At 56.7% G+C, this 20,778-nt stretch carries 22 protein-coding genes and 1 tRNA gene; 4 read left to right on the forward strand and 19 right to left on the reverse strand.

What is annotated here, in order from left to right; all coding sequences use genetic code 11:
• Nucleotides 1–100: 100 nt before the first annotated feature.
• Both Q3Y58_RS01155 and queG read left to right on the forward strand, forming a co-directional pair.
• The gene (locus Q3Y58_RS01155) at nt 101–793 is read left to right on the forward strand and encodes a glutathione S-transferase family protein (protein WP_274217953.1); all 693 of its coding nucleotides are present in this window, start codon (nt 101–103) and stop codon (nt 791–793) included.
• Nucleotides 794–812: 19 nt separating this feature from the next.
• Nucleotides 813–1,949: a tRNA epoxyqueuosine(34) reductase QueG gene (queG, locus tag Q3Y58_RS01160; protein WP_319620648.1), complete on the forward strand. Its 1,137-nt coding sequence runs from the start codon at nt 813–815 to the stop codon at nt 1,947–1,949.
• On the opposite strand, the gene Q3Y58_RS01165 is transcribed toward queG, so the two are convergent.
• From Q3Y58_RS01165 to rplU, 15 genes are all read right to left on the reverse strand, one after another.
• Complete coding sequence (locus Q3Y58_RS01165) at nt 1,939–2,439, reverse strand: RNA pyrophosphohydrolase (protein WP_319620649.1); 501 nt, start codon at nt 2,437–2,439, stop codon at nt 1,939–1,941. The genes queG and Q3Y58_RS01165 overlap by 11 nt on opposite strands.
• Before the next feature lie 40 nt (nt 2,440–2,479).
• On the reverse strand, nt 2,480–3,628 hold the full coding sequence (locus Q3Y58_RS01170; protein ID WP_319620650.1) for a divergent polysaccharide deacetylase family protein: 1,149 nt from the start codon (nt 3,626–3,628) through the stop codon (nt 2,480–2,482).
• An 81-nt stretch (nt 3,629–3,709) separates the two neighbouring features.
• A complete protein-coding gene (locus tag Q3Y58_RS01175; RefSeq protein ID WP_274217957.1) occupies nt 3,710–5,038 on the reverse strand; it encodes a S41 family peptidase in 1,329 nt (442 codons plus the stop codon).
• Nucleotides 5,035–6,387 (reverse strand): murein hydrolase activator EnvC family protein, encoded by a 1,353-nt coding sequence (locus Q3Y58_RS01180; protein WP_319620651.1) that lies wholly within the window; start codon nt 6,385–6,387, stop codon nt 5,035–5,037. Before Q3Y58_RS01180 ends, Q3Y58_RS01175 begins: the two co-directional genes overlap by 4 nt.
• 192 nt (nt 6,388–6,579) lie before the next feature.
• Complete coding sequence (gene rlmH, locus Q3Y58_RS01185; RefSeq protein WP_274217959.1) at nt 6,580–7,062, reverse strand: 23S rRNA (pseudouridine(1915)-N(3))-methyltransferase RlmH; 483 nt, start codon at nt 7,060–7,062, stop codon at nt 6,580–6,582.
• A gap of 101 nt (nt 7,063–7,163) precedes the next feature.
• Entirely contained in the window at nt 7,164–7,571 is a 408-nt protein-coding gene (rsfS, locus tag Q3Y58_RS01190) for a ribosome silencing factor (RefSeq protein ID WP_274217960.1), read from the reverse strand.
• Between the two features lie 159 nt (nt 7,572–7,730).
• On the reverse strand, nt 7,731–8,387 hold the full coding sequence (locus Q3Y58_RS01195; RefSeq protein WP_274217961.1) for a nicotinate-nucleotide adenylyltransferase: 657 nt from the start codon (nt 8,385–8,387) through the stop codon (nt 7,731–7,733).
• Nucleotides 8,384–9,661, reverse strand: a complete 1,278-nt coding sequence (locus Q3Y58_RS01200) for a glutamate-5-semialdehyde dehydrogenase (RefSeq protein ID WP_319620652.1) — start codon at nt 9,659–9,661, stop codon at nt 8,384–8,386. The genes Q3Y58_RS01195 and Q3Y58_RS01200 overlap by 4 nt, the downstream gene beginning before the upstream one ends.
• Nucleotides 9,662–9,707: 46 nt before the next feature.
• Nucleotides 9,708–10,832, reverse strand: a complete 1,125-nt coding sequence (gene proB, locus Q3Y58_RS01205) for a glutamate 5-kinase (protein WP_274217964.1) — start codon at nt 10,830–10,832, stop codon at nt 9,708–9,710.
• Nucleotides 10,833–11,876 carry a GTPase ObgE gene (obgE, locus tag Q3Y58_RS01210; protein ID WP_274217965.1) on the reverse strand — a complete coding sequence of 348 codons (1,044 nt, stop codon included), beginning with the start codon at nt 11,874–11,876 and terminating at the stop codon, nt 10,833–10,835.
• Between the two features lie 159 nt (nt 11,877–12,035).
• The gene (locus Q3Y58_RS01215) at nt 12,036–12,581 is read right to left on the reverse strand and encodes a GNAT family N-acetyltransferase (protein ID WP_319620654.1); all 546 of its coding nucleotides are present in this window, start codon (nt 12,579–12,581) and stop codon (nt 12,036–12,038) included.
• An 8-nt stretch (nt 12,582–12,589) separates the two neighbouring features.
• The gene (locus tag Q3Y58_RS01220) at nt 12,590–13,132 is read right to left on the reverse strand and encodes a GNAT family N-acetyltransferase (protein WP_319620655.1); all 543 of its coding nucleotides are present in this window, start codon (nt 13,130–13,132) and stop codon (nt 12,590–12,592) included.
• Nucleotides 13,133–13,438: 306 nt separating this feature from the next.
• Entirely contained in the window at nt 13,439–14,050 is a 612-nt protein-coding gene (locus tag Q3Y58_RS01225; RefSeq protein WP_319620656.1) for a GNAT family N-acetyltransferase, read from the reverse strand.
• A gap of 155 nt (nt 14,051–14,205) precedes the next feature.
• A complete protein-coding gene (rpmA, locus tag Q3Y58_RS01230; RefSeq protein ID WP_274217969.1) occupies nt 14,206–14,475 on the reverse strand; it encodes a 50S ribosomal protein L27 in 270 nt (89 codons plus the stop codon).
• A gap of 46 nt (nt 14,476–14,521) precedes the next feature.
• On the reverse strand, nt 14,522–15,097 hold the full coding sequence (gene rplU / locus Q3Y58_RS01235; protein ID WP_274217970.1) for a 50S ribosomal protein L21: 576 nt from the start codon (nt 15,095–15,097) through the stop codon (nt 14,522–14,524).
• A gap of 664 nt (nt 15,098–15,761) precedes the next feature.
• On the opposite strand from rplU, the gene Q3Y58_RS01240 reads away from it, so the two are divergent.
• Nucleotides 15,762–15,851 (forward strand) — tRNA-Ser (locus tag Q3Y58_RS01240).
• 374 nt (nt 15,852–16,225) lie between these two features.
• On the opposite strand, the gene Q3Y58_RS01245 is transcribed toward Q3Y58_RS01240, so the two are convergent.
• From Q3Y58_RS01245 to Q3Y58_RS01260, 4 genes are all read right to left on the reverse strand, one after another.
• Nucleotides 16,226–17,374 carry an acetate/propionate family kinase gene (locus Q3Y58_RS01245; RefSeq protein ID WP_319620657.1) on the reverse strand — a complete coding sequence of 383 codons (1,149 nt, stop codon included), beginning with the start codon at nt 17,372–17,374 and terminating at the stop codon, nt 16,226–16,228.
• Nucleotides 17,375–17,572: 198 nt separating this feature from the next.
• The gene (locus tag Q3Y58_RS01250) at nt 17,573–18,466 is read right to left on the reverse strand and encodes an HAD-IIA family hydrolase (protein ID WP_319620658.1); all 894 of its coding nucleotides are present in this window, start codon (nt 18,464–18,466) and stop codon (nt 17,573–17,575) included.
• Between the two features lie 4 nt (nt 18,467–18,470).
• Nucleotides 18,471–19,379 (reverse strand): glycerophosphodiester phosphodiesterase family protein, encoded by a 909-nt coding sequence (locus Q3Y58_RS01255; RefSeq protein WP_319620659.1) that lies wholly within the window; start codon nt 19,377–19,379, stop codon nt 18,471–18,473.
• Nucleotides 19,380–19,633: 254 nt separating this feature from the next.
• A complete protein-coding gene (locus Q3Y58_RS01260) occupies nt 19,634–20,227 on the reverse strand; it encodes a TetR/AcrR family transcriptional regulator (protein WP_319620661.1) in 594 nt (197 codons plus the stop codon).
• 68 nt (nt 20,228–20,295) lie between these two features.
• Here Q3Y58_RS01260 and Q3Y58_RS01265 point away from each other — a divergent pair, with 68 nt between their 5' ends.
• On the forward strand, nt 20,296–20,721 hold the full coding sequence (locus tag Q3Y58_RS01265) for a VOC family protein (RefSeq protein ID WP_319620662.1): 426 nt from the start codon (nt 20,296–20,298) through the stop codon (nt 20,719–20,721).
• The last annotated feature ends 57 nt before the right edge of the window (nt 20,722–20,778 follow it).

Consider the following 20,778-nt stretch of genomic DNA (forward strand, 5'->3'; position numbering starts at 1 on the left):
CCGCTAATTTTCGGGATCGATGGCTAAGATAAACACATAAGGAAGAAAATTCGGTTAAAGCAGATTTAACTGGTTAACGGTTTGCCCCGAAAAGAAACCCATGCTGAAGCTATACCACCATCCATTTTGCCCCCACTCCCGCGCCGTTCGTCTTGCGCTGGGCGAGTACGGGGTCCAGTTTGAGTGCACCACGGAATACCCTTGGGTTCGACGTCAAGAGTTTTTGATGTTGAATCCGGCGGGAACGATCCCGGTGCTACATGAAAATGATGGCGGTCCTGTGTGTGGCACGACGGTTATCCTCGAATATCTGGATGAGACGCGCGGCTATTCAAAACCGGACCGCCGCCTGCTTCCAGACCATCCGGTCAAGCGCGCGGAAGTGCGCCGTCTGGTCGATTGGTTTTTGAACAAGTTTCACGTCGAGGTGCTGGGCTATCTGGTCCATGAGCGCATCTACAAGCAGGAAATGGCCCCGAAATACGGCGGTGGCCAGCCGGATTCTGCCATTCTTCGTGTTGCCCGCACCAACATGGGGCACCATCTGCAATACATCGGCTACCTTGCTGCCACGCGAAAATGGCTGGCTGGCGATGAGCTGAGTTTTGCTGATTTGGCGGCAGCCGCTATGCTGTCCACGGCAGATTATCTTGGCGAGGTGCCATGGGCACGGGACGAGAACACAAAAAGCTGGTACGCACGGGTGAAATCCCGGCCAAGCTTCCGTCCGCTCTTGAGCGACAAGATGCTCGGCATGCCGCCATCGGCGACCTACGCCGATTTGGACTTCTGACCCATCAACGGACACGACCATGCTGACAGACCGGCAATTGAATCGGGTAAAAGCCGATCTCATCAGCCGTGCCAAAGCGCTGGGCTTTTCCGAAGTGCGCATCACCCGGCCGGATTCCATTCCGCTGGCACCGGAGCGGCTGCGCAGCTTCATTGAGGCTGGGTATCACGCATCCATGGACTGGATGCCTGAAACAGAAGAACGACGGTCAGATCCGCGCGCGTTGTGGCCTGAGGTGAACAGCGTCATCATGCTCGCCATGAACTACGGCCCGGAGGAGAACCCCCTTTATCTCCTTGAGAAGCCGGAGAAGGCGGCCATCTCCGTTTACGCGCGCAACCGCGACTATCACGACATCATCAAGGGCAAGCTTAAGGAGCTGGCTAGTTTGGTGGTGTCCCGTGGGGGCGGCGATGTGAAGGTGTTCGTGGACACGGCCCCTGTCATGGAAAAACCGCTGGCGCATGCCGCCGGCCTTGGTTGGCAGGGCAAGCACACCAATCTGGTGTCGCGCGAGCTTGGCTCCTGGTTCTTCCTCGGCTCAATCTTCTCCACCTTGGAGCTTCCTGCCGACGAGGCGGAGGTCGATCATTGCGGCCGCTGTCGGCGCTGCTTGGATGCCTGTCCGACCAATGCCTTCCCAAGCCCTTACAAGATCGACGCCAACCGCTGCATTTCCTATCTCACCATCGAACATCATGGCCCCATTCCCCATGAGTTTCGAAAGCCAATGGCCAACCGCATATACGGCTGTGATGACTGTCTTGGCGTGTGTCCTTGGAACAAGTTTGCACAGGAAGCCTCAGAGGCAAAGCTGCAAGCCCGAGAGGATCTGAAGGAACCGGAGATCAGAGAGCTCCTCCAGTTGGACGATCCCACCTTCCGCAAATTCTTCAGTGGCTCACCAATCAAGCGCATCGGCCGGGATCGCTTTATCCGCAACACGCTGATTGCTGCGGGCAACTCTGGCCAAGCCGAGTTGCTGGAACTCGTTGTGGGCCTGCTGGAAGATCCGGCACCGGTTGTGCGCGGCGCAGCGGTTTGGGCGCTGGGCCAGCTGGCGCAAAGCGCTCAGGTTGCCGCTCTCAAGGAGCGGCATGTCCCTCAAGAGCCGGATGAAACAGTGCTGGAAGAGTGGGCGCAGCTCACACCGTAAGGTGCTTGAATGCACCAACCACCTGCGCATAGACCTCGCGCTTGAATGGCACGATCAGGCCCGGCAGGTTCTCGGCCCGCTCCCAGCGCCACTCACAAAACTCCTGTCCATGGCCGTCCGGTGGGGTCAGAATGTTGATTTCGCTATCCATCCCTTCAAAGCGCATGGCGAACCACTTCTGGGTCTGGCCGCGATACTTTCCGCGCCGGGTACTTTGAAGCACTTCCTCTGGAAAGTCGTAGGCATACCATTCTGGTGCCTCAGCCAGCAGGGAGACGTTGGAAACCGAGGTTTCTTCGTAAAGTTCCCGTTTTGCGGCCTCAAGCGGGTCTTCGCCCTTGTCCAGACCGCCCTGCGGCATCTGCCAGGCTGTTTCGTCGGGCACTGGGTTCTTGTCGCCAAAGCGTTTCCCAACCCACACAAGGCCCGCGTGGTTGATCAGCATGATGCCCACGCAGGGGCGGTAGGGAAGAAGGTCGTGTTGTGTCATTGAATGTCTCTGAGAAGGCTTGCGCGCGGCAAGCCTGCACTTACTGGGCGTGTTCAGCAGCAATCGCAGCGCTGATGGGGATCAGTGTCAAGCCGCGGTCTTCAAGGGAGCGGGTCCACCGCTCCAGTTCCCGCAATGTAACTGGGTAGGTCGTCGCTGAGGCAATCGCCAGCCCGTTGGAGCGGGCAAGGGACTCGACCTGCAACAGGCGGCTTTCGATGGACGACTTATCCAAGTCCTCATCAATGACCACATCCACCTGCACAAACGGGGTGTCCGTTTGCATCGCCACATCTTTGGAGGCGCTACGTGCAGAGCCTGCGGCGTCCACGAACATCAGCCCGCGATCATTGACTTCGCTCATGAACAAGGACAGGGCTGCGTTGTCGGAAAGGAAACGTTGGCCCATGAAATTGACAAGGCCAATGTAGTTTGTGGTTCGGGCCATCAGCCAGCTCAGTTTGTCCGCGTTTTGCGCGCTTGCAGCTTTGGTCAGCAAGCTGTGTGGTCCTGCATCGTTGTCCGGATAGTCGAACGGCTCCATGGGAATTTGCAGCAGCACTTCGTTGTCATTGCGCCGCGCCTTGCTCATCCAGTTGTCCAGATCCGTGCCATAAGGCGAAATCGCCAGAGCCACTTCGCTGGGCAGGTTGTCCAAAGCCATGGCGGACATGGTCTCGTTCAAGCCAATGCCATTAAGCACCAGCGCAATGCGTGCCTGTGCAGTGGCAACGTTCGGCGCAGGCTCTGCATAAGCATCCAGAGGCCGCAATCCGTTCTCGGAAACTTTCGGGATGGCACCATAGGGACCGTTTTCAAGAAGGCTCTGCAAGGGAACATGGGCTTGCATTGGTGCCCCGGCCAACTTTTGCGCCAGTTCGTGGCGCGGGCCTGTGACCCCCTCAAGGGGGGGAGCCACATCGGGCTCGTCTTCTGGCCCCAGCACATTGTCCAGCGCTTGGGGCAGCTCCACAACCGTGAAGTCGTGCTGCGTTACCCCTTTCAAATCCGTTGAAAGCTTGACGGAGGCTGTGGGCTCTCCACCAAACGGATCATCCACCACGCCAATCCAGATAAATGCAGTGGTCGCCAGAAGGATCATCAGCGAAATGCCGAATAAGCCAAATGGCAGATGGTAAAACCGTCGTTGTTTCAGCCCGAGGGGGGCCGTTAGATCATCTCCGGGCATACCAGTCCCAATGCAATTTAAAACGTCAGCTCAGGTGAGAAAGAAACCGCAGCGGTTTATCCGCTGCGGTTATCGCATGTGTTACTTCGAGGCTTGATCGCCACCCTTTGGCGGGAAGGCATCATTGGCGGCGTTGCCGCGCAACAGGTCAAGGGCCAGGTTCAGCTGGGTGTCCTTGGTCTTGTCCTGCGGCACATAGGCCTGACTGCCGGAATCCTCGTCACCTTCTTCAGCAGAAAGGTGACCGCGAAGCCCTGCCTCGCCCTTGGTTTCAACACGGCCCTTCAGTTCTTCTGGCAGCTCTTGGAGCATCACGATGTCTGGGCGGATGCCCTTTGCCTGAATAGAGGTGCCGGAAGGTGTGTAATACCGTGCCGTTGTCAGACGGATCGCACCATTTGCCCCAAGCGGAATGATGGTCTGCACGGAGCCTTTACCGAAGGAGCGAGTACCCAGAACTGTTGCGCGGCGATGATCCTGCAGCGCGCCGGCGACAATCTCTGATGCGGAGGCCGAGCCACCGTTCACGAGCACGATCACGGGCATGCCGTCCAACAGATCGCCGGGACGCGCGTTGTAGCGCTGAATCTCATCCGCATGGCGACCACGGGTAGAAACGATCTCGCCGCGGTTCAGGAACGCGTCGGAAACCGAAATTGCTTGGTCCAGAAGACCGCCCGGATTGTTGCGCAGGTCAATGACAAAGCCCTTCAGCTTGTCTTCGCCAATGCTTTCGGTCAGTTCTTCAACGGCGCGCTCCAAACCGTCGTAGGTCTGTTCGTTGAACTGCGTGATGCGCACATACCCAACGTCATCCTCTTCGTTCCAGCGCACGGAGCGAATGCGGATCACGTCGCGCTTGATGACGAGTTCCAGCGGCTCATCGAAGTTATCGCGACGAATAGTAATGGTGATGTCGGTGTCGACAGGCCCCCGCATTTTCTCAACGGCTTCGTTAAGGGTCAGGCCGAAGACCTGCTCGCCATCAAGGTGGGTAATCAGATCGCCTGCAAGCACACCCGCCTTGAAAGCAGGCGTGTCGTCGATTGGCGCAACGACCTTGACCAGCCCATCTTCCATGGTCACTTCAATACCCAGCCCGCCAAACTCACCGCGGGTTTGCACCTGCATGTCGCGGAAGTTTTTTGGAGAAAGATAACTGGAGTGCGGATCCAGATCTGTCAGCATGCCGTTGATGGCAGCTTCAATCAGGTCGGAATCGACTGGCTCTTCTACGTAATCCGAGCGTACCCGCTCAAACACATCACCAAACAGGTTCAGCTGATTGTACGTGTCTGGGGAAGCAGCATGCGCAGGCTCGGTGAACCTGAATGGCGCCTCCTTGTAGGTCACTACCGCAGCGGCCCCCATGACCACACCTACCAGTAATAGCGAAGCTTTCCGTATCATCCGCGAACCTTTTCGTTGTCGGCGTTAGACCACCATGGTTTGGGGTCAATGGCAGTACCGCCTTTTCTAAATTCTACATATAGCACTGGCTGCTCAGATCCAAAATTTAGATTTGCAACACTGGCTACTCGGGTGTCGCCCATTCTTGCCACTGGTTCACCAGCAAGAACGAACTGTCCCAATTCCACGTTAATTTGATCCATACCCGCCAGCAAAATGTGGTGACCATTTCCGGCGTTGAGGATAATCAGCTGACCATAAGACCTGAAATCCCCTGCGTACGCTACCCATCCATCCGCCGGGGCGGTGATCTGGGCGTTCGCACGGGTTACATAGGACTGGCCGTTTGTCTTGTTTCCGAACCCGTCAGCTACACCATAATCCTGCAGCAATGTGCCAGAAACCGGGCGAGGCAAAAATCCTTTTGCATCAGCAAACGGAATTTGAGGGCTTAAACGACCGGGGTCGGAAAAAGGATCGGCATAACCGCGCCGCCCTTCCGCGTGCTGGCGGTCGGACCGCCGTGCCGCTTCGGCCGCGTTGCGAGCGCTGCTCACTTCGTTTTCAAGGTTCGCCAGCAGTTGCTTCAGCGAGGTTGCCTTGGCGGCCAGTTCCTCGGCACGTTTGCGCTCAGCATCCAGCATTTGCGCGCTTTGGGTGCGTTGTTGCTGCTTTTCCGCCAAGAGCAGTTCCACCTTGTGCTGCTCTTCTGCCAGCTTGGTCGCGCCCGCGCGGATCCGGTCATATTCTTCCTGAATGCTGGAACGCAGCCGTGTCAGCTCGGCCAGGTCGCTTGCCAGCGCCTCGGCTTCAATGCGCACATCCGGCATCACCGCGTTGAGAAGAATGGCGCTGCGCACAGCGGCCAACGCGTCTCGGGGGCGCACGGCCATCGCCGGAGGAGGGCGGTGCCCAATCCGCTGCAGAGCGGCCAGCACTTCCGCAAGGGTGCCGCGGCGCTCGTTGAGCGAGGCACGCACGGCGTCTTCATTCACTTGGTGCCGCGCTAACCGGCGTTCAGTTGCATTCAATTGAGATTCTAGGGTTTTCATCCGTTCGCCTGTACGGATCAACTCCTCGTTCAGGCTCTTGCGGTCCCGGTCAAGCGCCCGCATGGTGCGGTTGATCTGCTCAAGGCGTTCTTCGGAGATGGAGATGTCACGGGTCACATCGCGCAGTTCCCGCTCCCGATCGTGGCGTTTTTGCTGCGCCTTTTCCTCTGCGGTCAAGGGGGCGGCGTCTGCTGTATCTTGCGCACGGGAACTCACACCGGTGCCAAACAGAAGACCTGCTGCAACAACCAGTGCCAAACCTGCTGAAAATAGGTGCGACGGGCTCGCCCTGCGCATGCGATTAACGGTTCCTTTGCAACGCCATATCCTTAAACGGAATGTCGATGAACTTTGAATGACCAGCGTTAATTAAGTGTCAATTACAGCACACTGTTAACTATAAAGCTGGCACGCATCCAAGCAGAACCGGCGGGGCTCGGCAAGCCCGGCTCTTCTTAAAGTTTCGTAAGATCTGCGTGTGCGTCAGGCTCAGACCCGGTGATACGGGTGCCCGCTCATGATGGTGATGGCCCGGTAAATCTGTTCGGCACATAATATGCGCACGATTTGGTGCGGCCATGTCATGGTGCCCAGGGCCAGCTTCAGGTCGGCTCGGCTCAGCAGCTCTGGTCCATGACCATCTGCGCCGCCGATCACAAGTACCACATCAGAAACGCCGCTGTCGGTCCAGCCGCGCACCTTGTCGGAAAACGCTTCACTCGTCAGCGCTTTGCCGTGTTCGTCCAGAGCAATAATCACCGCGCCGCTCGGGATTGCCTTGAGCAATGCACCGGCCTCCTCCGCTTTGCGGTCTGCTGTGCGGCCTGCTTTGCTTTCCGGCAGCTCAATCACATTGACTGCCGTTATGCCAAGAGACTTTCCAGCCTTGCGCGCCCGGTCAAGATACCGGTCACAAAGCTCTTTTTCTGCGCCAGCTTTCATTTTGCCGACGCAGGCCACACTAAATTTCATAGGTACGCTCTGAACTTGAAGCCAAACAGTCTTGCGCTGCCTCTTCTGGCGAATGAGGCAGCCACCATGGACCGTTTTATAGACCTAAAAAACGCGGTCTATTAGCCGATGTACTGGGTCGGCTCTGTTGTCTCAGTGGACCACATCTTCTCGACATTGTAGAAGCCACGGACTTCCGGACGGAAAATGTGAATGATTGCATCACCGATATCGACCAGAACCCAGTCGCAGTGAGGCAACCCTTCAACACGGGCATTGCCGTAACCAGCTTCCTTCAGATCACGGAGCAGGTGATCGGTGACCGCGCCCACATGACGATGTGAACGACCGGAGGCCACGACCATAAAGTCCGCGACAGAGGTTTTACCCGCTAGGTCTAGGGAAACGATCTCCTCAGCCTTTGAATCGTCGAGGCTTTTGAGGATGCATTGAAGCAGTGCGTCTTCAATAGAAGAGTCCTGCGGCAGAAGAGGAGCGTTGGTATCCGTCCCTTCATGTGTTGCTGTCATGGTCAGCTGTGTAGCCTTTCGCCATGGTTGGTATGTTACGCGGCCATGCCGCGGGGAAAGTCCAGAAAACCATCGGCCACCAAGCCTTCCCAAGAGGAAGGATAGCGTCACCGACATGGCATTTTCAAGACACTATTATCTGAAGCTTTTGGATGGGCTTCATTTGTTATTTCGGCCCGCCCTTATATTCGTTGAGGACGAGGCGTCAAGTGGTCCCGTCAGAAATGTCCATGCAGGTGCTTTTATGTCGCTAAGCAGCGGTGCCTTGTGTTCCGGCAGGCGCGCCTGCGCATAGGTCACGCTCATCGGCGCAGACAAGGGGGATAAAGTTGCGCCCGGACGGTTCACAATGGCAATCGGGACACGGTTCACGATGCCGCGCCAGTCCTGCCAGCGATGGAACCCGGCCAGATTGTCTGCGCCCATCACCCAGACGAACTTCACGAGCGGCTGTTTGGCTTGCAGCGCCGCAAGGGTCTTGGCGGTGTAGGGCGTGCCCAACATCACCTCGTGGGCGGTTACCCGCATCTTTGGGTGTTGAGCAAGGTCTTTCACAGCCTCAACGCGGGCTTCCAACGGCGCCAGCTCATTGTGTTGTTTCAAGGGGTTGCCGGGTGTAACCAGCCACCAGATCTGGTCTAGGCCGAGGCGCTTCAGCGCAGTTTCAGCCACCAGAAGGTGCCCGCTGTGCGGCGGGTTGAAGGAGCCGCCAAAAAGCCCGATCTTGTTGCCCGGGGCCGCGTAGGGCAGCCGCAGCCAATCGGCGAAGCTTGTTTCTTCACGCGTGATGAAGCTGGTCTCGGGGTTCGTGTTCATGGACGCGTTTGACCGTTCCCGCGCACCGCGTATTTGAAGCTGGTGAGCTGTTCAACGCCAACCGGACCGCGCGCGTGCATACGTCCGGTGGCAATGCCAATTTCTGCGCCCATGCCGAACTCGCCGCCATCCGCAAACTGGGTGGAGGCGTTGTGCAGCACGATTGCTGAATCCACCTCATTCTGGAACCGCCGTGCGGCCGCAGCATCCTCGGTGATGATGCAGTCGGTATGGCTGGAGCTGTAGGTCGCGATGTGCTCGATGGCGTCATCCAGACCGCTTACCAGCTTTACAGAGAGAATGGGGGCCAGATATTCGGTAGACCAGTCTTCTTCGCTCACAGGTTGTACGCCGGAGCACAGCATGGCCACTTCTTCGTCACCACGGATCTCACAGCCCTTCGCTTGAAGGGCATCGACGATCGGACGCAGGTGCGTGGTGGCGACGGCCTCGTCCACCAGTAGTGTTTCCAAGGCACCGCAGATACCAGTGCGTCGCATCTTCGAATTAACGACGATATCGACGGTTTTATTCAAATCAGCGCGTTCATCAACGTAAATGTGCACCAGTCCCTCAAGGTGCGCAAACACCGGCACTCGCGCGTCCTGTTGTACCCGTGCCACGAGACTTTTACCCCCGCGCGGAACGATCACATCCACGTTGCCATCAAGGCCCTTCAGCATCTCGCCAACGGCATCACGATCGGTCACCGGCACCAGCTGGATTGCGTGTTTTGGCAAGCCAGCGGTTTCAAGTCCGGTTTGCAGGGCCTTGTGGAGTGCAAGGTTGGACTGGATGGTGTCTGAACCACCGCGCAGGATCACCGCGTTCCCTGCTTTCAGACAGAGTGCGCCGGCATCGGCAGTCACATTCGGGCGGCTCTCGTAGATTACGCCAATCACGCCAAGCGGCGTGCGCACGCGAGAGATTTCAAGGCCGTTCGGGCGCTCCCAAGTGGCGATCACACTGCCAACGGGATCGTCCAGTTTCGCCACATCTTCCAGCGCCTTGGCAATGCCCTCAATGCGCTCTTCACTCAAGGTGCCCCGATCGATGTAGGCTTCACTTTGGCCGTTTTCGGTCATTTTTTGAATGTCGAGCGCGTTCGCAGCCAAGATATCGGCGGTCGCAGCGCGTACCGCGCCAGCCATGGCAATGAGAGCAGCATCCTTTTTCGCTCCCGGAACCATGGAGAGCGTACGGGCTGCGGCGCGCGCATTGCGGCCCATTTCATCCATCAGTTCAGGGATTTTGATATCAGCCTCAGTGACCATGGGTACCTCAAAAACTTGCAGGGGCCCGTGCCCTGCCATCTCAATACTAAGTTCGTTCAGACGCTTCCAGCACGAGGTCGTCATGATGGATCATTTCAGAGCGGCCTGCATAGCCAAGGATGTTTTCGATCTCTTGGCTGTTGCGGCCAATGATAAGGCTCGCCTCGGCATAATCATAGGCCACAAGGCCCCGGCCCACGGCGCGGCCCTCGGCGTCCACCAAGCGCACGGCATCGCCGCGTTGAAAGCGGCCGTCCACGCGCTTTACTCCCGCTGGCAGCAAACTTTTTCCCCGTTTCACGGCGGTCAGTGCGCCTTCATCCAGCTGCACAACACCCATCAGCTCTAAATGACCTCCGATCCATGCTTTGCGCGAGGATTGGGGAGTTGAAGCTGCTGGAAACCAAGTCGCGCGCTCTCCGTTGCAGATCGCGCTCAGTGGGTTCATCTTTTTGCCGGATGAAATGACCATGGTTGTCCCCGCGCCAACAGCAATCTTGGCAGCGTCAATCTTGGTCTTCATTCCCCCTGAAGAAAACGCAGAACCAGCCGCACCAGCCATCGCTTCAATGGCCGGGGTAATTGAAACCACTTCAGGCAGGAACACAGCATCAGGGTCTTTTTGCGGGGCAGCAGTGTAGAGACCATCCACGTCTGAAAGCAGCACAAGACAGTCGGCACTTGCCATCGTTGCCACACGGGCGCCAAGACGGTCATTGTCGCCATAGCGGATTTCGCTGGTGGCCACGGTGTCGTTCTCGTTGATGATTGGCACCGCACCCATTTTGATCAGGGTTCCGATGGTTTCGCGCGCGTTGAGATAGCGGCGGCGCTCCTCCGTATCCCGAAGGGTTAGGAGGATCTGGCCTGCGGTCAGGCCTCGGTCCTTCAAGATTTCGGAATATGCTTGGGCAAGCGCAATCTGGCCAACAGATGCAGCAGCCTGAGCCTGTTCCAGCTTTAGAGCCCCAGCTGGAAGTCCAAGCACACGACGACCCAGCGCAATGGAGCCCGAAGACACGACCAGAAGCTCTTTGCCCAAATCGGCCAGAGTCTTCATGTCGTCAGCCAACGATTCAAGCCATTTGCGCTTCAGGCCGTTTTCATCAACCAGAAGCGCCGAGCCGATCTTGATGGTTATGCGATTGAACTCGCTCAGCTTTCGAGACATTTACGGACGCCATTCCTCTTCCTTGTTGGAAGGAACGGCATTGGCTTCGTCCTGTTTGTCCTTGTCGATGGCGCGAATGATCATGCGTTGAACCGTGTCCACGTTCTCGCCACTGGCGGAGGACAGGATCAACGGCTTTTGACCGCAGGCCGCTTCCAGTGCTGCAACTTTCTCATCACGAAGTTCTTCCGACAACGCATCCGCCTTCGACAGGCAGACGATCTCTGGCTTTTCAGCAAGGCCGTTTCCGTAGGCTTCCAGCTCTCCACGAATGATCCGGTAGGACTCCGCTGGGTCTTCGCTAGAGCCATCTACGAGATGCAGCAGAACACGGGTGCGCTCAACGTGGCCAAGGAAGCGATCACCAAGGCCGGTGCCTTCGTGGGCCCCTTCAATGAGACCTGGAATGTCAGCCAGCACAAAGCCGCGGCCGTCGATTTCGCAAACGCCGAGGTTTGGGTGCAACGTGGTGAAGGGGTAGTCCGCAATCTTCGGCTTGGCGGCAGAAACAGCGGCCAGGAAGGTGGACTTGCCAGCGTTGGGCAAGCCAACAAGGCCTGTATCTGCAATCAGTTTAAGGCGCAGCCAAACCCATTTTTCCTGACCATCCTGACCCGGATTAGCATGGCGCGGTGCCTGGTTGGTGGAGGTCTTGAAGTGGGCATTGCCAAAGCCGCCGTTGCCGCCACGCAAGAGCAGCAGCTTTTCACCAACTTCGGTCAGATCCGCGATGACAGTCTCGTTGTCTTCCTCAAGAATCTGGGTGCCTTTGGGCACGCGCAAAACGACGTCGGCACCCCGAGCGCCGGTTCGGTTGCGGCCCATGCCGTGCATGCCGACCTTGGCCTTGTAGTGCTGGGCGTAGCGGTAGTCGATCAACGTGTTGAGACCATCAACGCACTCAACCCAAACATCGCCGCCGCGACCACCGTCGCCGCCGTCTGGGCCGCCCTCTGCCACGTATTTTTCCCGGCGGAAACTGACGCTGCCTGCGCCGCCATCGCCGGATTTAACAAAGATTTTTGCCTGATCGAGGAACTTCATTTTCTATCTCTTTAAGACCGTGTGCAGACGTCTTTGTAGTACCTCTTAAAAGCCGGTGGCACTAGCACAATGCTTGAGAAAAAAGGGCCAAAGAACGATACTATTCATATTGGGGTTGAAACCCGAATGCCGAAGACCGTGTTTAAACGGTTTGATGGCCTAAATGTCAAGCTTTTCCGCCAAATATCTCTTACGCGTCAATGCGAAAGTGACGCTTGGAATTTGCTCGTCGGGCCTCGCCTTGCTCGTTCTTGTTGCCTCACCTGTGCGCAGGAAACCGAGTTTGCCAAGCACATTCTGCGACGCCTGGTTTTCGCGGAAGGCATATGAATTCAGTTCATGCAGCTCGGGGTAATGCGCAAAGCAAAACTTGAGGACTGCACGTCCGGCTGCGCTGGCATATCCCCGTCCCCAAAAGGGTTGCCCCAACCAGTAACCAAAGCTGTTATCCCCCCTCAAGCCACTCAGGCCAATGGCTCCAATCAGTCCTGTTCCATCGTCGATGGCCCAATTGATCGTGTCGTCCATATCCGAGCTTGCGGTGAAGGCGACCCAGTCTTCTGCATCCGCAAGTGAATAGGGATGTGGAACAGGGTTCAGCATGCTGGAAACTTTGAAATTATCTAAGTATCTGACAAGATTAGGGATATCTTCCTTGGTGAACGCGCGCAAAGTCACGCGCTCACCTTTCAAAACTGGGAACATGGGACTGCCTATGCGGGTTCCAATTGCTTCTTCTTGGCCATAAAGGCGGCCTTGGTGAGGTAATAGCGGTACTCTGGCATTTCTTCGCCACCTCGCGCTGCGCAGGATTGAAAACCGCGCCCGCCATAGACGAAGCCTTGCTTGGTCAGCGTGCCAATGGACCCCTTATTGAAGGTGTAAGCACCTGCATTGAAGGAATAAACTCCAAGATCTTCAAAGGCATGCGTGAGTACTGCATGAACGGCCTCACTCATGAACCCCTTGCCCCAGAAAGGCTGAGCGAGCCAGTAACCGATGGTAGGGCGATCTCCCAGATTACGAATTATAACGCAGCCAATGGCCTCACCGTCTCTCTCAAGGCACCAGGCAAAGCTGTCCTCTGGCTTCTTCAGGGAAAGCCAAAGCTTTGCATCCTCAAGCGTGTAGGGATGAGGAACTCTGGCCAAGTTTCCGGAAACCTCGAAGTTTTTTAGATACTTGGCAAAAGCCGGAGCATCATCCATGCTGGGTGCACGAAGACGGAGCCTCTGTGTGACAAGCTCTTTGGTCATGTGTCTCATCCTGTTCAGATCAAATGATAAAAGTAAAATCGCGATAGTCGGTAGCGATGGTCTTTCGCCAAAAGTGGATTGGTTTGAGTAAGGGGAATGCCTTGGCAGGAGGCCGCATGTCGTTCTCGACTGGCCCAGAGGTGGCAAGGTAGACAAAAAGTGGAGAGGCAGAAGGAGAGCAGCAAGTCGGTGTCACGAAACCGGGAGCCGGTCTGCCCCTGCGCCAAAGGGTGGTTGTCAATTTCCTCAGCGCAGCGGCAGGACCCGGATCTCTATTGGTGGCACGGACAGAGCGCCGCCTTCAAATCAGGCGGCTTGGCCCCAGGCCTTGAGCGCCTTCCATGTGCTGCGTGTCAGCGAAAAACGGTCCACGTTCACAAGACCGCTGTTGCCGGACATGCGCATCTTGGATTGCTCCCGGAATTGGAAGCCGCTCTTTTCCAGCACCCGGCGAGAGCCCGGATTGTTCACACGGCACGCGGCGGTCAGCTCATTCACACCGCCATTGGAGAACGCAAAATCCACCACCGCGTGGGCGGCCTCTGTCGCGTAGCCTTGACCCCAGAACGGTTCACCGATCCAATAACCCAGATGCAAGGTGCCGCCGTCTTCCGCCAGCGGGCCATAACCGATGGCACCGATCAGCCGGCCTGTATTCTTCATGCGTATGGCAAAGAGGGCCTGTCCCATGCGTGTCGCTTCGCTGCGCTTCACCAATGCCTTGGCATCGTCTAGGGTGAATGGGTGCGGCATGCTGGACAGCATTTCGGCAATCCGGCGGTTGTTCGCCAGGAACATGATGTCAGCCAGATCGTCTTTGCGCGCGGCGTTGATGGCCAGACGCGCTGTGTCCTGCGGCCCGTATGCGGCCGCGCTGTAACTGCTTTCCTCTAAGCTTTCCTCGTATTCGACAACCATTTCTTTTCTCCGGCACGAACCCTGACTACAGGGCAAAATAAAAAAGGGAAGATGGTGTCCCATCTTCCCTTTTTCTGATCTTTTTCAGATCGGAGGCCGGATTTCCATCCCGCCGGGTCGATGAGACGCCGACGGTTTGGAAACTCACGTCGGCTTTACTCTGCGGCTAGCGCCACTGGCATCACATTAATAAATGTTCGGCCATTACGCTTTGTTTCGAATGCTACTTTGCCTTCGACAGTCGCAAAAATAGTGTGGTCTTTGCCCATGTCTACACCTGCGCCTGGGTGCCACGTTGTGCCACGCTGACGAGCAATGATGTTGCCAGGGATTACGGTTTCACCACCGAACTTCTTGATGCCAAGACGACGACCAGCTGAGTCGCGACCGTTGCGGGATGAACCGCCAGCTTTTTTATGAGCCATAACGAAGTACTCCTCGTTTAATCTCTTAGGACAGGTTCACGGGCAATTACTTGCCTGCGAGTTCCTTAGCCTGTTCAACCCAGTTATCGCGTTCGAAACGACCCTTAAGGCCTGCTTCTTCTTCAACGCGGGCGATGTCTTCAGCTGTGAATGCTGCGATCTGAGCGTAAGTGGTTACGCCAGCAGCGTTCAGCTTCTTTTCAATTGCAGGGCCAAGGCCGCTCAGCTTCTTCAGGTCATCAGCGCCTTCAACTGCAGGAGCAGCTTCAGCAGCCTTAGGAGCAGCAGCCTTCTTTGCAGGCTTTGCACCACCGGTCAGGATATCAGTGATCTTCACGGTCGTGAAGGACTGACGGTGACCGTTGCGACGACGAGAGTTCTGACGACGACGCTTCTTGAAGATGATGATCTTGCGATCACGGCCCTGTTCTACAACTTCACCTACAACAGAAGCACCTTCAACAGTTGGCGCACCGATAGTGGTATCGGTTTCGTTGCCAACAATGAGAACTTCGTCAAAAGTGACGGTCTCGCCTGCTTCTGCAGAAACTTTTTCGATCTTCAAAAGATCGTCAGTAGCGACACGGTACTGTTTACCACCGGTCTTAATGACTGCGAACATGTCTAGCACGTCCTTCTTTTTAAAATTTAGCGCGCCCTGTGGCGCCGCACGAATGCGGACTTTGGCGACTGATTCCACTTTTTCAGCTCAGGGAACCATCCAGTTCGTGAGGAGATCGACCGCAAACTCCAGCAAATCTGCTGAAAGGCGGTGGCGACGTCTGGCCTCGGACAGCGCGGAATAGTGGGCAAGCCCACCTATTTAGAGCAGGCGCAATATACGGATGCGAGGCTGAAAGTCAACGCGAAATAACAGGGTTTTCTTGAGTTTTTGAAGGGATTTGGCGAAAAAACCAGAAAAAGTGACCCAACGCACAAAAAGAGGGAGTAAACGCCTCGCCCGGCCACACGACAAATGAGCCGTCAAAAAGATGCGCCCTTGTTAAGAGCACGGCAAGATGCCGAAACCCTGATGGGCGGGAATATGAGCTGGGGAAGGGGCCGCCATTACCCCGAGCAGCTGCCCTTGATAACCCAATGGCAGCGCTTGGCGAATAAGGCGTGAGTTTAGAGCGGTTTAAAGCTTTGCCGCCATGGAATGCCTGCCAGATGGAAAGCCCGCTCACCAGCCTGTGGTTTACCTGCGACAAGACGGTCCCGAGGTCTTGTCGAAGCAAATGCGCTTCTATATGGTCCCGCCATTCTGAAGGCCCGTACCTTCGCGCGGAGAGTTGCCGGAGTGGTCGAACGGGGCGGTCTCGAAAACCGTTGAGCGCGCAAGCGTTCCGAGGGTTCGAATCCCTCACTCTCCGCCATTATCCAGCCGATTGTTGTACGGAATGGCCTTTCTGCCTCCAATCATCGCAGGCTATCTGGTGTGGCGCGGGGAGCAACCAATCAAAGCTCTATAGAATGTTATAGCGTGCCTTTGTCAAAAATTGATTGTACTGACCGAGTGTTGGAAGCAACGCTTCGACGTGCAGGATGAAGATGCCTTGGTGCGTTGGGCCATAGAAATGCTCTCAATAACTGCCCGTATGAGCGGTTCACCCTGCAGGGCAGACAGGCCACATTGTCCTGAAGGTTTGTGGACGTCATCCACCATAACTCGTCGGTTTTAGGCGGCATTTGGCCTCTCGCCCGAGGAATGGCGCGAGTTGCGGGCGTCAGCAGCAGTGCGCCTTTTCACTCAAAGCAGGTTGACGATTGCGCGCGCAATTACGAGTTGCTCGTTGGTGTTGACCACAAGAACCTTGGTGCGGCCCGTGCTGATGATTTCGCGGTTTGCCTCGTTGGCTGCCGGGTCGATGGCAATGCCAAAGAACGCCATTCCCTCGCAAACACGCTCGCGAATTTGCCATGCGTTCTCGCCAATGCCGCCGGTGAAAACGAGCGCGTCGAGCCCGCCATTGGCTGCCGTCAGAGAGCCGATTTCCCGGCGGATGCGCGAAACGTAATAGGACAGCGCGTTGGCTGCATCCGGGCTGTCAGAGGCGAGCAGCTCTCGCATGTCGTTTGAAATGCCGGACATGCCCTTAAGCCCCGCTTCCTTGATCAAGAGCATGTGGACTTCATCGGCCGTCATGCCTTGCGCCATCAGATGAAAAACGACGCCGGGATCGAGCTGGCCACAGCGCGTTCCCATGGGCAGGCCGTCCATGGAGGAGAACCCGAGTGTGGAGGCAATGGGGGCGCGGCCCTTCACGCAGCACATGGAGCAGCCGTTGCCGAGGTGGGCGATTATGATGCGTGCGTCTTTCAGGTCTGGGTGGTGCTCTTCCACATAGCCGCTCACATAGTCGTAGCTCAGACCATGAAAGCCATAGCGCCGGATGCCTTCCTCATAAAAACGTTTGGGCAGGGCGTAGGTGTCGTTTTCAAATGGGTGCCCGCGGTGAAAGCCCGTATCAAAGCAGCCCACTTGAATGGCATCGGGAAACGCTGTCATGGCCGCACGCACGCCGGTGAGGTTCGGCGGCTGGTGCAGAGGAGCAAGGTGAGACAGCTCGTCCAGCTCTTCCAGCAGGGTTTCATCAAGCCGAATGGGCTCCGCATACTTCGTGCCGCCATGCACGATCCGGTGCCCGACGCCGGCAATATGTGTTTCGCCCAGAACCGGCCTCAGGGCATTCAGCACGGCACGCAGGCCCGCCACATGGTCTGCCTCACCAATCTCGGTGGAGGTCTTTTCATCCCGGGTCTTTAAAATGAGTTTTGCTGCAGGGCCGAGCGCATCAACCTGCCCGCTGGCGATTTCATCAAGCCCGCCGCTGCCTGGCACATACACGGCAAACTTGATGGAGCTGGAACCTGAGTTCAACGTCAATACTGCGGGCATGCTCAACTCCAGCTATCGCCGCCTTCCACGAGGAATGGTGCGGCGCGGTAGATTTGTGTGCGACTGCGCAAAATACTATGCTGCAGATGCTAACACGAGCTGAGAAGAATGCCGAAGATAGCCGTTAGGTGTAGTTCCCCCGAAAAAGCAGCCTGTGCCAAGCGATCGGCAATCAGGCTGTCTGTTTCTGGCGGACCATCAGATGGAGTGGGTCATCCAATCCGGCCAGATGCCGCTTTTTTCCATGAGGGCGTGGATGTCCAGCCCGGCATAAAGGCCATGACCGGTTACCAAAACGGCCTTCCAGCCCTTGGCCTTGGCGCCAAGAACGTCGGTGTGCAGCGTGTCGCCCATCATCGCAATGCGGCTGCGCTCCACTGTCGGAAAACGGCTTTCCACGGCTTCAAACACATTGGCAAACGGCTTGCCGTAGTAACGTGTTGGAATGTCGAAAGCATCTTGAAGGGCATGGCCAAAGAAGCCGGGCTCCAGACTGAGGCCCGTTTCTCGGGGTGCCACCAGATCGGGGTTGGCCACCACCAGCGGGCGAGGGGATTTGCGCAGGCTTTCATGCAGCCTCTGTTGGTCTTTTGTTCCCCAGTTGTCTGCACTCAAAAACAAGAAGCCATCCACCCGGTCATAGTCCGAGCGCTCGGATTTAAGGTGGATGTTTGGCAGGGAAAGCTCGCTGCTGGCAAACCCGTCCGGTGCGATCACGCCCCAAAGGCCGATACCTTCTGCTTGTTCAAGATGGCTCTCGCAAACCAGCCTGCTCGAGATGATCTCGTCCTTTGAAAAGTCAAAGCCGAGGCGCTCGAATTTCTGAACGGCTCCTTGCAGTGGATGGCTTGCGGCATTGGTGAGAACGATGACGTGCTTGCCAACCCGGCGCAATTGATCAATGCGTTCGCGCGCCCCGGAAATCGCCGTGCTGCCCACGTTCAGCACGCCAAAAGCGTCAAACACAAACAGATCGATGTGATCCATCAACTCTTGGAGGCCATTGATGGGCGTTGCGCTTCCAGATCCAGTTGCGTTCGGCAGGCGGCTGCGGATTTCTTCATAACGTTCGAACGCGGTTTCCGGCTTCATTCTTCTAACTTTCTAGGTTTTTCAGGCGTTCGCGAAGGGTCAAAGCTGTGGCTGGATCGTCGGTAATCATGCCGTCAACGCCGCTTTGCAGGTCTCGGGAGATATCCTCCGGCGTTGTCGCTGTCCAGATGATAACTCCAAGCCCAAGCGCTTGAGCCGCCAGCCGCGCCTCGGTCGTCAGGTTGGCGTGATACGGGCTCCAAACAGCCGCGCCAACAGCTTTAAGCTGCTGCAGCAGGTGGGTGGTTCGCCCGTCAAAGCCAATGGGGGGCAGCCATGGTGACCCCTCATAAAGCGTTCCGGCGTCGCCGTTCTTCGGCAGGGCCGTCAGGTAGGAACCGCGGATTTCTGGGTGCGCCTTATGGGCTGCATCCAACAGCCCCCAATGGAAGGAATGCATGAAGCTTTGCTTCTGAAGGCCCTTGGCCTTGATTGCCTTGCCAACCAAATCGGCAAACTCGGCCGGCTTGGTGAGGGCGTCGTCTTCTGGCCGGTGTTTGAGTTCCACCAGAAGCTCAACAGGTTTGCCGCTGTCACGCACCAGTGCCAAAAACTCATCCAGTGTTGGAACGGGAACGCCAGAGAGCTGTTTTTGGTTCGGGAACTTGGCGGCATACTTCGTGCCGGGGCGGATTGCCCCCATGTCGAACTGGCGCAGCTCCGCTAGCGTGAGGTCGCGCACCAATGGGCCTTCCTCGCTCAGCCACTTGCCGTTGGCATCGCGCGTCGTATCCGGCAACAAGGTGTGATTGTGCGTAACAACCGGCACATTGTCTTTGGTCAAGAGCACGTCTAGCTCGATGCCATCAACGCCAAGCTCCAAGGAGTAGGCGAACCCTTCCAGTGTGTTTTCTGGCAGAAGGCACGGAGCGCCACGGTGGGCATATATTTTTGTCTGGTCGACGTTGGTCATGTGCGGCTCGAAGGTCAGGCTGCAAGGCTGCGCAGCAGGGGCCAAACGGGGTATTTGTGCAGTGCTACGCCTATCTGCAATAGGTGACACTCATATGAACATTGGCGGCTATCAAATGAACATTGCTGATTGAGGCAGTGCTGACTTGGTGTTGGCGAATTGGCCTTGGGCAAGCGCATTGCCCGTTTCCATGGTTGATAAGGTGGGACTTGGTTGCACCGAGGAAAAGCCCTCACCAGCAGGGAAGAGGCAACTCACCGCATTAAACCGCGCAGCAGCACCTCAAGGGAGCTTATAAAACGGTTGGCATCGCCCCCTTGTGTGATTTCCAGCGCCGCCCGATCAAATCCGGCGGACAGCACCACGGAAAGCTCATCAAGCGGAAGATCTGTCTTGTTCGCCATTGCAGCTGCAGCCGACAGGCCTTCCTTAAGGCTTTCACCGCCCGCTTTGCGATCAATCTCGCTCATGCCATCGGCGCCAAGCACAGCAGGACCGTCCACCAGCATCAAACGGGCCCGGCCGGGTACCTGCATCGCGGTAAAATAACCACGCGCCCCGGAAATCAGCCCGTCTATCGGGTCCGTTGCCTCAAGGGCGGTGGCGTTGATCTCGTTGGCAATCGCCTCGGCCTCATGGGTAACAACGGCACGGAAGAGATCCGCCTTGTCCGTATAGTGATGATAAAGCGCGCCGCGGGTGACCTCTGCCGCCTTTACGATCTCCGGGGTGCCTGTCTCTGCATATCCCTTTTTGACAAACAGAGAGCGGGCCGCATCCAGCAGCTTGCGGGTGGTGTCTTGCGAGCGCGCCTTGTTACTGCGACGCTGCGTAACTTTTTCTTGCATACATACAGCCTGTATGTTAATTCGAAAATACATACACACTGTATGTTGTTTGTCGAAGGAGGGCAATCATGCGATGCACCCAATACTATCCGGTCATCATGACCGACCATGTTTCAGAGACAGCGCAGTTCTATTGCGCTCATTTTGGCTTTGAAAGAAAGTTTGAGGCTGATTGGTATGTCCACCTGCAATCAAAAGAGGATGACAAGGTGAATTTGGCAATCCTCGACGGCAGCCACGAAACCATTCCAGAAGAGGGGCGGGGTAAAGCCTCTGGCCTGCTGTTAAACTTTGAAGTGGAGGATGTTGATGCCGTGCATGATCGGTTGCAGGCCGCAGGCCTCCCGATTCTCCGCAGCCTGCGCGATGAGGCATTCGGTCAGCGCCATTTCATCACCCAAGACCCCAATGGTGTTCTGTTAGATGTGATCAAGCCGATCCCACCGAGTGACGCGTTTCTTTCACAATACGCCGAAGATGCGGTGCCGCGCTGACTTCATGTCATCAGAGTCAGGTCGATGTTGGACGGGCATCGACCTGATTAACTTCTG

Origin of the sequence: Nesiotobacter zosterae (assembly GCF_033843645.1) — a bacterium.
Taxonomy (GTDB): domain Bacteria; phylum Pseudomonadota; class Alphaproteobacteria; order Rhizobiales; family Stappiaceae; genus Pseudovibrio; species Pseudovibrio zosterae.